The organism is Bartonella sp. AA97HXZ (assembly GCF_042196985.1).
Taxonomy (GTDB): Bacteria; Pseudomonadota; Alphaproteobacteria; order Rhizobiales; family Rhizobiaceae; genus Bartonella.
In genome coordinates this window covers 297,152-309,543 of record NZ_JBHIRC010000001.1, presented here as the reverse complement: position 1 = coordinate 309,543, position 12,392 = coordinate 297,152, and the positions used below count along the sequence as shown (strand labels likewise).

The following is a 12,392-nucleotide window of genomic DNA, read 5'->3' as shown; positions in this document are numbered from 1 at the left end:
ATTAGATCATACTAAAAAGATTAAAAGGCGCATCCATATCAGACATAAATGAACCAATTAAATAAAGAAGAAAAGCTGCCCCTACCAATCCATCTATACGATCCATAAAACCACCATGTCCAGGCAATAAAGAACTAGAATCTTTAACAGAAAACCGTCTTTTGAGCCATGATTGCCCTAAATCACTCAATTGTGAAACAATTGACAAAACAAGTGTAAGGAGTGGCACAAAAAAACTGGCTAAATTTATATCAAAAAATCCAAAAGCAACCCATATACCACCGAAAACTCCGACAAATGTACCACCAAGTGCTCCTGACCATGTTTTATTAGGAGAAAATTGTGGTGCTAATTTAGGGCCCCCTAATGCACGTCCGATAAAATAACCACCAATATCTGTTCCCCACACTATCGTAAATAAGAAAATAACAACTTGGAACCCCAACATTTCATGATCCCGTAGAAAGCATAAAGCAACAACAGGAAAAGATGCATATAAAAAACCACAAAAAACCCAACCACTCTTTTTTATAGATATAATAGCTAACACTGTAGCTAAAACGATTAAAACACAAAAAATCAATGAAGCAGATACACTCAATACTAAAAAAAAGCCAAAGATTAAATAAAAGATACTTGCTAATATTTTTTGTAAAATACACCATTTCTCTTTAGTAATACTCATCCACTCATAAAGAACAAAACCGCCAATACACCATACAAATAAAAAAAAGAAGTTTCCTCCCAACCATGTTAGATACAACGCAATAATGCCAAAAACAAAAGCTGTCAGAATACGATAAACCAAATTAGACAAAACAACATCCAAACAATAAAAATAGAAAATACAAGCTCTAAAATTAACGCAAGAAAAACTCCCCTACGCAGTATTTTTATCTCATACCTGTATAATTTCTCTTATAATTTATCATAAATAATTCAGTCTACTAAGATAGCGCTTATGAAACTAATAATCAATGAAAACAGCTTCAAAAATCTCCGTCAAAATTATAAAATATTTTTTTAATATTTTCTCAAATATAAAATGAAAAAGCAGTTACCTCTGCCCCATACAAATTAACTAATATAGGTTTCGTATAAAAACACTTTTCTATCAACTATTCGTCATTAAAAAATGAATTACGCCACATAACATCTGCTTGATCAATTATACTCACATGTTTTATAATGAGAAATAAGAGAAAGGTTAGACTTGTTTTTTTGCATTATATTCTTTCCTCAACCTTCATCTTAGAATATTTGAATAATTTCTAATAATGCTTTCATTATGCATTTTAACAAAGACGTGCTCAACTAAAAACCCGCACCATGCTGTTAAATAGTGTCTCCCAGCAAAGGGCATGATTTATCACGCAGACTAAAAAATTAAAACATCTGCCCTTTCAAATCAGTCTCTCCCATATCAAAATGATAGAACACCTTCCTGCATCACACCTTGCTACCACAGAGCACACCACTCCCCACAATTATCCCTAGAAACAATTTACAGGCTGGGAGTAAATATCCTTTTTCTAGTGACAAAATCGTCTTAAACGTGCATAATTTCAGATTCTTTTACGGCTAAAATTTTATCAATATCAGCAATAGTTTCATCCGTGAGTTTTTGAACTTTTTCAGACAAACTATGGGCTTCATCTTGTCCAATTTCACCATCTTTTTCTAACTTTTTCAAATTGTCCAGACCATCCCGACGAACATGACGTGTAGCAACACGCGCTTGCTCTGCATAGTGATGCGCAATTTTTACAAGTTCTTTACGGCGCTCTTCATTCAATTCAGGCAAAGGAATACGTAGATTCGTACCATCAGTTATGGGATTTAAACCAAGACCAGAATCGCGAATAGCGCGCTCTACAGCTCCGACCATCGTTTTATCCCATACAGAAACAGAAAGCATCCGAGGTTCGGGAACAGAAATATTAGCAACCTGATTGATATGCACAACAGAACCATAAGATTCAACGGTCAACGGCTCTAATAAACTGGCCGATGCACGTCCAGTCCGCAAACCACCTAATTCATGTTTAAAAGCCGTAATGGCACCATCCATGCGACGTTTCAAATCATCCATAATTGATGTAACATTCATATTTCTGTCTCCTTCAATTGTCCTTTGAAGCTTACCCTTATTCCGATACTATTGTAAAGCGTCCTGTTCCATTCAAGACCTTAGCCAAACCGCCTTTTTCATGAATGGAGTACACAATAATCGGTACATTGTTCTCACGTGCTAAAGTGACCGCCGTTGAATCCATAACAGATAATCCCCATTGCAAAACTTCAACATGTGTTAATTGGTCAAAACGCTTAGCCGTAGGGTCTATTTTTGGATCTGCTGAATAAATACCATCAACTTGTGTTCCTTTAAGAAGGACATCCGCACCAATTTCTGCTGCACGTAAAGTAGCAGCAGAATCAGTGGTAAAAAATGGATTTCCTGTACCACCTGCAAAAATAACAACTTTTCCCTGATTCATATAAGCTATTGCTTTACGTTGCGAGAAACTTTCACAAATTTGTGGCATAGCAATCGCAGAGAGTACAACAGTTTCAACCCCTAATTTTGTCAAAGATGTTCGCAATGCTAAAGAGTTAATAGCAGTTGCAAGCATTCCCATATGATCACCTGTCACTCGGTCCCCACCATGCGAAGCAACAGCAACGCCACGAAAAATATTTCCCCCACCGATAACAACCGCAACTTCTATCCCCATTGTGCGCACTTCTGCAATATCAGCGGCAATACGGTCTACAACAGAAACATCAATGCCAAAATTCTGCCCTCCCATAAGAGCTTCACCAGAAGCCTTTAAAAGAATACGTTTATACGGAAGTGCTAATGCCATTAATAATCTCCCCAAAAGCCCATTTACTTTTTGCTTTTGACATCACGAAGGGCACCACTTTTTTCACGTGACGCCCTCTCAACAATTACATTGTTCCCCTCAGAGATTCTACAACCAATGATATGACTTTAAATCTCTGATCAAGAGTTTGCAATAACTAGCCTTTTACAGCAGCAGCAACCTCTGCAGCAAAATCAGACTCCTCTTTTTCCACACCTTCACCTAATGCAAAACGAATAAAGCCTGTAATTTTTGCTGGGGCACCAATTGATTTCTCAGCATCCTTTAGAGCGGCCTCAACAGTTATATCAGGATTAATAACAAAAGCTTGAGAAAGCAAAACAACCTCTTCAAAAAACTTACGCATACGTCCTTCTACCATTTTTTCAATGATATTTTCAGGTTTTCCAGACTGACGCGCTTGATCTGAAAAAATTGCTTTTTCTCGCTCAACAGCAGCAGCATCAACATCTTGTGCTGTAAGTGCTAATGGATTGGTTGCCGCAATATGCATCGCGACCTGCCGACCAAAAGCAAGAGCAGCCTCTTTATTTCCTGTTGTTTCAATCGCAACCAAAACACCAAGTTTTCCAAGCCCATCAGCCACACTATTGTGTATATAAGTCGCAACAACACCATTCTCAACAGACAATTTAGCGGAACGACGAAATGTCATATTTTCGCCAATTGTACCAATTGCATCTTTAATCGTAAGCTCTACAGTCTTCTCAGAACCTGGATAAAGAGAAACAGAAACAGATTCAACATCCCCTGGCGTATCTAAGGCAGCAGTTGCTACTTTACGCACGATGTCTTGGAATCCATCATTGCGCGCAACAAAATCTGTTTCAGAATTAATCTCAACCAAAACTGCATGTGAATCTTTTGATACGACTCCGATTAATCCCTCAGCTGCTGTACGACCAGCCTTTTTATCTGCTTTAGCTATTCCTTTTTTACGAAGCCAATCAACAGCAGCTTCCATATCACCATTGGTCTCTGCTAGGGCGGCTTTACAGTCCATCATACCAGCGCCAGATAGTTCTCGAAGTTCTTTTACTTGTGCAGCAGTAATGCTCATATTTGCCTCTTTATTTTATAACAGTGAAAGCGTGCAAAATCCCTCTGCACGCCTATAACTTCTTCTTTAGACAATAAAAGTACCTTAATTAGGCATTTTATATTATTCAGAAACTTCTGAAACTGCATTTTCTTCCAAAATAGGCTCCACAGGTGCATCAACTTGAGCTCCTAAATCGATACCCATTGCTCCTTGCTGGCGTGCAATACCATCAAGAGCAGCACGGGCAAAAAGATCGCAATAAAGAGAAATTGCACGTGAAGCATCATCATTACCTGGTATTGGATGTGTTACGTCATCGGGATCACAATTGGTATCAATAATAGCAATCACTGGAATACCTAAACGCTTTGCTTCTTGGAGTGCAATATTTTCTTTATTCGTATCGATAACAAAGATAAGATCTGGAACAGAACCCATATCTTTAATACCACCAAGCGCACGATTAAGCTTTTCACGATCACGTTCAAGATTTAAACGTTCCTTTTTAGTAAAGCCTTGCGCTTCAGCAGCAAGAATTTTATCAAGCTTCCGCAAACGATGGATCGAATTGGAAATCGTTTTCCAGTTTGTGAGCATGCCGCCAAGCCAACGTGCATTAACGTAATACTGGGCAGAACGATTCGCCGCATCTGCGATAATGTCAGATGCTTGTCGTTTCGTACCAACAAAGAGAATACGACCACCACGCGCTACAGTATCTGAAACAAGTTTAAGTGCTTGGTGTAAAAGTGGAACAGTCTGAGCAAGGTCAATAATATGGATATTATTACGCTGACCATAAATATAGGGAGTCATTTTGGGATTCCAGCGATGAGTCTGATGACCAAAATGCACACCGGCTTCTAAAAGCTGGTGCATAGTAAAATCGGGTAGTGCCATAAATCTTATCCTTTCCGGTTCAACCTCCGCGGAAAAAGCAGGAAGACCTGCTACCGGCGGATGCTTGCTAGAAGTTTCTCACAGATCATTTGCAAACACCCAGACTCCGCGTGTGGAATAGCGCAAACATACTAATATTTGATTCTTTTTCAAGTTATTTTCTTTAATCATTTAATATTTGCATTTTCACATTGATTAAGATCTTTTCCAAGTTCCAAGAATTCGAGACTGTTCAATTTTGCACGCACTGAAAAAGTTCCATAATCTATATGAAGATCACGCATGACACCATTCTCATGTAAGAGAAAACTGCTACGATAAACCGGCAAACCATCTTTATTTTCTCCATCATCAAAATAAGAAATTGTAACAGGCCAATATTCTTCTTCATCCAATTTTCTTACTTTTTCCGTTTCGCTATCAGATAAAAGCGTCTTCTTTTCCCCTATGACGATACTTTCTTTTATAACTTTATCTGCTTTATTTGTCCCATCAAATACAGTAACATTGTAAAAATGATCTCCTGCTTTTGCATGGCGGATAATATTTTTTAGTTGCATCATTGGAAATTCAGCCATTGCAAGCTTATACTCTTTTTCCTTTGGCTTTTTTAAGGTAACTGTGATACCATCTTGCGTACGCTCCGCAACCCCCTCGGCACGATGCACAACCTCTTCTCCCTCTTGATCTGTAATATTAAAACGAAATGTACGGCTGTCTCCTGTTTCATAACTCGTCGTCTGTTGATCCGTCAAACGTACTGGCATATCTTCAATGTGAACACGGCTAATGAAACGAAAACGTGTGCTATAGCCTTGGCATGCCGAACCAGTAAGCTCGTAAACCATTCGTCCTGACATCGCAGAAATTGTCATTTCATGAGAAACACTATCGAGATGAAAATCATAAATTGCTCGATGAGGCACAATAAAAATGGGCTCTTCAGCTCTCGCAGTACATAAAAAAACAATATATAAAATTATTATAAATAATGATCTAATCATTCCCAACTTCCGAACTTTATCCCCGTTGCATAACATCATACAATAAGGCAAAAAAGGTTAATTTCTCAATTAACCACACATTTTCTTAAATCAAAAAATAGATTATGCAATGAATATATTATAGAGCAGCTATGGAGTTAAAATTATGACCAATATGATTGAAAAAAACTTAGAAAAATTCGGAATCACTCTTCCTGAAGTAATCTCCCCCCTTGCCAATTACATCACCACTTCACAAAGTGGCAATCAAATCTTTATTTCTGGACAACTCCCTCTTATTAATGGAAAACCAATAGCCATCGGTAAAGTTGGTGCAACTGTGAATACCGAACAAGCCCAAAAAGCATCTGAAGCTTGCGCTCTCAATATTCTCGCGCAACTCAAGGCAACTCTGGGTGACTTAAATAAAATAAAACGTGTGGTCAAAATTACTGTTTTTGTGGCTGTAGATTCTCATTTTACCGATATTCCTTTTGTTGCCAATGGAGCTTCTAATTTATTCGTCAATATCCTTGGTGAAATTGGAAAACACGCCCGTTCTGCTATTGGTGTTGCCTCTCTTCCTATGGATGTTCCTGTAGAAGTTGAAGCCATTATAGAAATCTAAACCTTCATTAAGACAGTGCATTATCCTAAATATAACTGAAGTCAAAATACTTCTTTGTCTTACACTCTGATAAACCTTGCATTTTTTCGTTTTTAAATTAGAATCTTAAACTTACGATAAAAGGAAATATTTGTATGAAACAAGCTTATGACAATAACAATATTTTTGCTAAATTGATTCGCAATGAAATCCCTTCTGTTCGTGTCTACGAAGATGATGATGTTATTGGATTTATGGATATCATGCCACAAGCACCAGGTCATACGCTGGTCATTCCTAAAAAAGGCTCTAGAAACTTACTTGATGCAGATCCTGAAACATTATTTCCTGTTATTAAAGCTGTTCAAAAAATTGCAAATGCTGTCAAAAAAGCCTTTCAAGCAGATGGCATAACTGTCATGCAATTTAATGAAGCAGCTAGTCAACAAACCGTCTATCACCTTCATTTTCATATTATACCACGTATGGAGGGAATAGAGCTTACCCCTCATAATGATATGGTAACGCCTCCAGAAATACTTGAAGAGAATGCAAAAAAAATTCGTGCAGCTTTATAACACACTCTTAAGTTGTTGTACTTTTTTTTCCTACACGTTTTTTTGTAAAGTTTTCCATTTTACTTTTCTTTGAACTTACAGATATATCGGAAGATGAAATTTCTAACTGTAAGCTTTCTTTTTTACCATTTGATTTTTGTGTCAATACGCGAACGGTCCCACCATTGCGTAACTTTCCAAATAAAATTTCATCAGCTAATGGCTTTTTAATATATTCTTGTATAACACGCCCTAATGGGCGTGCTCCCATCTGAGAATCATATCCTTTATTAGAAAGCCATAAAGTTGCAGAAGGGCTTAATTCAAAACAAATTCCCCGATCAGCTAATTGTGCTTCAAGCTGAAAAATAAATTTTTGCACTATCTGATTGATGATTAAATGAGATAAAGGTGCAAACGGAATAATTGCATCTAACCGATTACGAAATTCTGGTGTAAATAACCGATTGATTGCTTCTATATCCTCACCATCACGATGTACTTTCCCAAATCCAATAGCTGATTTTGCCATATCTGAAGCACCAGCATTGGTTGTCATAATCAAAATAACATTGCGGAAATCAATTTTCTTACCATTATGGTCTGTTAATCTACCATAATCCATTACCTGCAATAAAATATTAAATAACTCTGGATGCGCTTTCTCAATCTCATCTAGCAATAGAACTGCGTGAGGTTTCTGATCAACGGCATCTGTAAGGAGACCTCCTTGATCAAACCCTATATAACCTGGAGGTGCTCCGATTAAACGTGCTACCGTATGCCGTTCCATATATTCTGACATATCAAAACGCAATAATTCAATGCCTAAAGATGATGCAAGCTGTTTTGCAACTTCAGTTTTTCCTACACCTGTTGGTCCTGAAAATAAATAACTTCCTATTGGTTTATCCGGTTCGCGTAAACCTGCTCGCGCCAATTTTATGGATGAAACTAAGACGGAAATTGCCTGATCTTGACCATAAACAACATGTTTGAGTTCTCTTTCAAGCTTACTCAGTATCTTCTGATCATTCCGGGAAACTGTTTTTGATGGAATTCTTGCAATTGTAGCAACAGTCGCTTCAATTTCTTTAACACCTATACTCTTCTTGCGTTGTTTTTGTGGCAAAAGCTTTTGCGCTGCGCCACTTTCATCAATAATATCAATTGCTTTGTCAGGTAACCTACGGTCAATTATATAACGTGAAGATAATTCTACAGATGCCTTCATCGCCTGATCTGTATATTTAATCTGATGAAAATCTTCAAAGTAAGGCTTCATCCCCTGCAAAATCTTAATCGCATCTGTAACAGAAGGTTCATTAATATCAATCTTCTGAAAACGACGCTCTAAAGCACGATCTTGTTCAAAGAATTTGCGATATTCTCTGTAAGTCGTCGAACCAATACATCGCATAGTTCCAGAAGATAACACAGGTTTCAAAAGATTTGCTGCATCCATATTTCCCCCTAATGTCGCTCCTGCTCCAATTAAGGTATGAATTTCATCAATAAATAAAATAGCATCTGGATACAGCTCAAACTCTTTAATAACTTGCTTTAAGCGTTCTTCAAAATCACCGCGATAACGTGTACCTGCAACAAGTCCCCCCATATCAAGAGAAAATATTGTTGCATTTGATAAAACTTCAGGCACTTGCCCATCAACAATACGCTTTGCCAACCCCTCAATTATAGCTGTTTTCCCTACTCCAGGATCACCAACCAAAAGCGGATTGTTTTTTGACCTTCGACATAAAATCTGTATCATGCGTGAAATTTCTATTTCACGGCCAATTAATAAATCAATTTTTCCATTACGTGCTTTACAATTGAGATCAACACAATAATTCGTTAAAGCACTTGTTCCTCTTTCACCATTATCCGAAATCTGCTGATCTAATTGCTCTTCAAGTCCTTCAAGTAACATGGATAACCCATCATCACGCGTGACACCCTGTGAAATAAAACGTACAGCATCGTAGCGTGTCATTCCCATCTCTTGAAGAAAATATGCTGCATGGCTTTCACGTTCAGAAAAAATTGCAACAAGAACATTTGCCCCCGATACTTCATCTTTTCCAGCTGATTGTGCATGAATCACCGCACGTTGGATAACACGCTGGAAAAAAGCTGTAGGCTTTGTATCCTCATCAGCTCTAATCTGTTCATCTAACTCTGAGCGAAGATAATTGGTTAAGCGCTCTCGCAATTCCTCCACATCTACTTGGCAAGCCTGAATAACGGAATTTGCATCGGCATCATCTAACAGCGCAAGTAGAAGATGCTCTAGTGTTGCATATTCATGCCGTGCTTGAGTAGCAATTGTTAATGCACGATGCAAAACCTCTTCAAGACTAGGTGTAAAAGATGGCATAGCTCCTCACTTCCATTCCATTACACATTGTAACGGATGTTCATTTTGACGCGCACATTCCCTCACTTGTAATATTTTCATTTCAGCGACTTCATAAGTGTAAGTCCCACATTCTCCTATCCCATTGTGATGAACATTTAACATTATCCGCGTTGCCTCTTCGAAACTTTTTTTAAAAAAGTTCTTCAAAACGAAAACAACAAAATCCATAGGTGTGTAATCATCATTAAGCAAAAAAACTCGACATAATTTAGGTTTTTCGAGTTTTTCTCTAGCCTTAGGCATTATAACCGCACCATGCCTACCTTCATCCCAATTCTTGCCCTTTTCATTATGCATAATATGAGCTATAGAGTTTATTATGAGCATCTGTCCCATTATCGTTTTCCATGCAGCACATTTTTATTAATTTTAAATTCTTTCATAACTATTGCAATACCTGTTTGTATTAGAAAAAAAATTTCCCTCTATGGTTAGACTTCAATCACTCACTCATAAAATAACTTCTGTAAACAAATTAGTAATACCATTCGTCTAAACTGCATCAATAAATTACAGAAAAGGAAGCTTTATAGAAGTTTTTTAGGATAAATGGAGAAATAGGATACTGCAAGTGTATATTAATTATCAAAAAATTATGCGCTACTGTAAAACAATAGCAATTTCTTTTGTTATGTTAGCTTTTTCTTACTGTTGGGCATCCGCCACACCTCAAGGGGCCTATCCTGATAAGTATGCGGCTATTGTTATAGATGCTACTACGGGAAAAACTTTATTTCAAGCCAATGCAACACTGAAACGTTATCCTGCTTCTTTAACAAAAATGATGACATTGTACTTACTCTTTGAAGCTATGCAGATGCGTCGTGTGACACCAAATACACCAATTCCTGTTTCACATTATGCAGCAATGCGTCCACCGACAAAAATTGGATTTAAAGCAGGCCAAACAATTTCTGCAGAATCAGCAGCTAAAGCACTCATTACAAGATCCGCAAATGATGTTGCTGCTGCCATTGCAGAATATCTTGGAGGTAGTGAAAAAAAATTCGCTCAAATGATGACAGTAAAAGCCCGTAAACTTGGCATGAAACATACACATTTTGCAAATGCTTCAGGACTTCCGGATGTGCGCAATTATTCTACAGCACGAGATATAGCGACTTTATCATTAGCTTTACGTAAACATTTTCCCAAACAATATAAATTGTTCAAAACAAAAAGTTTTAATTTCCGTGGACATAAAATTAACAGCCATAATAAACTTGTTAAAATAATGAAAGGTGTCGATGGAATTAAAACAGGCTACACACAAATGTCAGGTTCTAATTTAGCAACTTCGATGCGTCTTGAGGGGCGCTCTATTGTCGCTGTTGTTATGGGAGGTAAATCATCTACTGCACGTGACGAGCATATGGCTAGCTTATTGAATCAATATTTGCCCAAAGCAAGCCAAATGAAAAGTGGTGAACGTTTAATAGCTTCTGTACGCTATCACTTACCCACTGGGGCCAATACTCCTATACCGACCATTAAAGCTGATTCAAGTAATTTTGACGATGAAATTTCGACTATGTTGACAGCATTTGCAGAACAACCTAAAAACTCCAATATCGCAATAACGGCTGTCAATAAGGTAATTATACCAATACCGAATCCTCAAAAAACTATACCGGCTGAGACTCATAAAATTGTAACAGTCTCTTTGTCCGAAAATGCCGGATGGGCTATCCAAATTGGTTCTCTTCCTAGTGAAGAACAAGCAAAAACTCTACTTTTAAAAGCAAAAAATACAGCTTTTTCCACTTTAAAGAACGCATCTTCACATATGCAACTGTTTGAAAAAAATGGGCAGCGTTATTACCGAGCGCGCTTTACAGGGTTTCAATCAAAAAAAGCTGCATTTGACGCTTGCTCTACATTAAAGAAAGCAAATTTTAACTGCTATACTGTAGCCTACTAAAAATTTTTGAATTCTGCGTTAAGGATAGTATTATGACAGATAATGCTTTTGCTTCATTCCATAAAAAAGAAGTTTTATTGAAGCAATCATCCCTCCTTTCATTGCGTTCTCTTCACGATGCTGCCGCAAAACTTACTGGTTTAAAATATAATTCTACTGCATTAGATACACAGTCTCTTGTTAACCTTCTCATTTGCCAAACAATGCGCAACCGTCGTCTCATAATGCCTCCTGTACGCATTCATTTACGCGTTGCGAGCCAAACTGGTAATGTGCCTATTAAAATCCGTTTAGGAGCAACAAATATTTAATTCTACAGACCCTCTCTAAAAAATTATTTTATTATTAACCATTATCTACAGCCTTAGAAAACCTTTTGATAAACATACTTTTTTCTTAAATTGTTGAATTTTCTGACAGCTTTTCCAACTATCCAATATCTCCAAGCTTTCAATAAAACATTGTTAAGGACATAAAAATACCCAATATTTTTCCACTTTTGGATTTAATATAAAAAATTATCCTTGATATCTTTCTGGAAAAAATGAATAGCTTCATTAGATGAAAGCTTATCATTTGGTGGGATTATTGTAAAAGTTCAATAAAAAAAATCCCTCTTAATAACGCTCCCTATACAACATAAACGCTGTAAAAAAAACAATCTCACTTCTCTTACTTGTATTTATGTCAACAGGCACAGAAAATTGGAAAATACAAATACTATCGATGAAAAAACGTAAATAAATTATCAGATTAAATATTATGATAACGATTCCCATAAGATTTTAATTTATAATTATAATTTATTTTTTGCATATTGAACAAGAGATTTTCGTAAAATACTCTTATTTTACTTCTTATATTGAATCAGTCAAAATCGCTCGCTTGCTCATCACGAGCAAAATTGACATATAAAGCATTTACAAAAGGAATCAAAGTATCCCTTATGAATCATTTCAAGTACTAGGATCTTTTGTAATATTGAAAGTTGAAAAAAGGATGATAGTGCTGGTTTTCTCCCTTTATAAATAAAGATGCTAATACTCTATAGATTTTATACCATTCATGGAAA

The 12,392-nt window shown here is 36.8% G+C and carries 12 protein-coding genes; 4 read left to right on the top strand and 8 right to left on the bottom strand.

Features of this window, described 5'->3' with window-relative positions:
* Position 1: 1 nt before the first annotated feature.
* The 6 genes from ACFINE_RS01295 to ACFINE_RS01270 all read right to left on the bottom strand — a co-directional run bounded on the left by ACFINE_RS01295 (position 2) and on the right by ACFINE_RS01270 (position 5,834).
* Entirely contained in the window at positions 2-817 is an 816-nt protein-coding gene (locus ACFINE_RS01295; protein ID WP_375613469.1) for a phosphatidate cytidylyltransferase, read from the bottom strand.
* A gap of 732 nt (positions 818-1,549) precedes the next feature.
* A complete protein-coding gene (gene frr / locus ACFINE_RS01290) occupies positions 1,550-2,110 on the bottom strand; it encodes a ribosome recycling factor (protein WP_273790667.1) in 561 nt (186 codons plus the stop codon).
* Positions 2,111-2,147: 37 nt separating this feature from the next.
* On the bottom strand, positions 2,148-2,867 hold the full coding sequence (gene pyrH, locus ACFINE_RS01285; protein ID WP_273790666.1) for a UMP kinase: 720 nt from the start codon (positions 2,865-2,867) through the stop codon (positions 2,148-2,150).
* A 157-nt stretch (positions 2,868-3,024) separates the two neighbouring features.
* On the bottom strand, positions 3,025-3,948 hold the full coding sequence (gene tsf, locus ACFINE_RS01280; protein WP_375620784.1) for a translation elongation factor Ts: 924 nt from the start codon (positions 3,946-3,948) through the stop codon (positions 3,025-3,027).
* Between the two features lie 102 nt (positions 3,949-4,050).
* Positions 4,051-4,830, bottom strand: a complete 780-nt coding sequence (gene rpsB, locus ACFINE_RS01275) for a 30S ribosomal protein S2 (RefSeq protein ID WP_273788135.1) — start codon at positions 4,828-4,830, stop codon at positions 4,051-4,053.
* A 167-nt stretch (positions 4,831-4,997) separates the two neighbouring features.
* A complete protein-coding gene (locus ACFINE_RS01270) occupies positions 4,998-5,834 on the bottom strand; it encodes a cell envelope integrity EipB family protein (RefSeq protein WP_375620783.1) in 837 nt (278 codons plus the stop codon).
* A 145-nt stretch (positions 5,835-5,979) separates the two neighbouring features.
* On the opposite strand from ACFINE_RS01270, the gene ACFINE_RS01265 reads away from it, so the two are divergent.
* Both ACFINE_RS01265 and ACFINE_RS01260 read left to right on the top strand, forming a co-directional pair.
* On the top strand, positions 5,980-6,441 hold the full coding sequence (locus ACFINE_RS01265; RefSeq protein ID WP_375620782.1) for a RidA family protein: 462 nt from the start codon (positions 5,980-5,982) through the stop codon (positions 6,439-6,441).
* Positions 6,442-6,575: 134 nt separating this feature from the next.
* Complete coding sequence (locus ACFINE_RS01260) at positions 6,576-6,998, top strand: HIT family protein (RefSeq protein WP_375607220.1); 423 nt, start codon at positions 6,576-6,578, stop codon at positions 6,996-6,998.
* Between the two features lie 7 nt (positions 6,999-7,005).
* On the opposite strand, the gene clpA is transcribed toward ACFINE_RS01260, so the two are convergent.
* A complete protein-coding gene (gene clpA / locus ACFINE_RS01255) occupies positions 7,006-9,357 on the bottom strand; it encodes an ATP-dependent Clp protease ATP-binding subunit ClpA (protein ID WP_375613468.1) in 2,352 nt (783 codons plus the stop codon).
* A gap of 6 nt (positions 9,358-9,363) precedes the next feature.
* On the bottom strand, positions 9,364-9,735 hold the full coding sequence (clpS, locus tag ACFINE_RS01250) for an ATP-dependent Clp protease adapter ClpS (protein WP_375612119.1): 372 nt from the start codon (positions 9,733-9,735) through the stop codon (positions 9,364-9,366).
* Positions 9,736-9,970: 235 nt separating this feature from the next.
* On the opposite strand from clpS, the gene ACFINE_RS01245 reads away from it, so the two are divergent.
* Together ACFINE_RS01245 and ACFINE_RS01240 are read left to right on the top strand one after the other, a co-directional pair.
* Positions 9,971-11,320, top strand: a complete 1,350-nt coding sequence (locus tag ACFINE_RS01245) for a D-alanyl-D-alanine carboxypeptidase (RefSeq protein WP_375620781.1) — start codon at positions 9,971-9,973, stop codon at positions 11,318-11,320.
* Between the two features lie 32 nt (positions 11,321-11,352).
* The gene (locus ACFINE_RS01240) at positions 11,353-11,631 is read left to right on the top strand and encodes a hypothetical protein (protein WP_375612117.1); all 279 of its coding nucleotides are present in this window, start codon (positions 11,353-11,355) and stop codon (positions 11,629-11,631) included.
* The last annotated feature ends 761 nt before the right edge of the window (positions 11,632-12,392 follow it).

Coding starts and splice junctions, on each gene's coding strand:
- tsf (WP_375620784.1), bottom strand. CDS start 3,948: ATGAGCATTACTGCTGCACAAGTAAAAGAACTTCGAGAACTATCTGGC.
- ACFINE_RS01260 (WP_375607220.1), top strand. CDS start 6,576: ATGAAACAAGCTTATGACAATAACAATATTTTTGCTAAATTGATTCGC.
- ACFINE_RS01240 (WP_375612117.1), top strand. CDS start 11,353: ATGACAGATAATGCTTTTGCTTCATTCCATAAAAAAGAAGTTTTATTG.
- ACFINE_RS01270 (WP_375620783.1), bottom strand. CDS start 5,834: ATGATTAGATCATTATTTATAATAATTTTATATATTGTTTTTTTATGT.
- frr (WP_273790667.1), bottom strand. CDS start 2,110: ATGAATGTTACATCAATTATGGATGATTTGAAACGTCGCATGGATGGT.
- ACFINE_RS01265 (WP_375620782.1), top strand. CDS start 5,980: ATGACCAATATGATTGAAAAAAACTTAGAAAAATTCGGAATCACTCTT.
- rpsB (WP_273788135.1), bottom strand. CDS start 4,830: ATGGCACTACCCGATTTTACTATGCACCAGCTTTTAGAAGCCGGTGTG.
- clpS (WP_375612119.1), bottom strand. CDS start 9,735: ATGGGACAGATGCTCATAATAAACTCTATAGCTCATATTATGCATAAT.
- pyrH (WP_273790666.1), bottom strand. CDS start 2,867: ATGGCATTAGCACTTCCGTATAAACGTATTCTTTTAAAGGCTTCTGGT.
- clpA (WP_375613468.1), bottom strand. CDS start 9,357: ATGCCATCTTTTACACCTAGTCTTGAAGAGGTTTTGCATCGTGCATTA.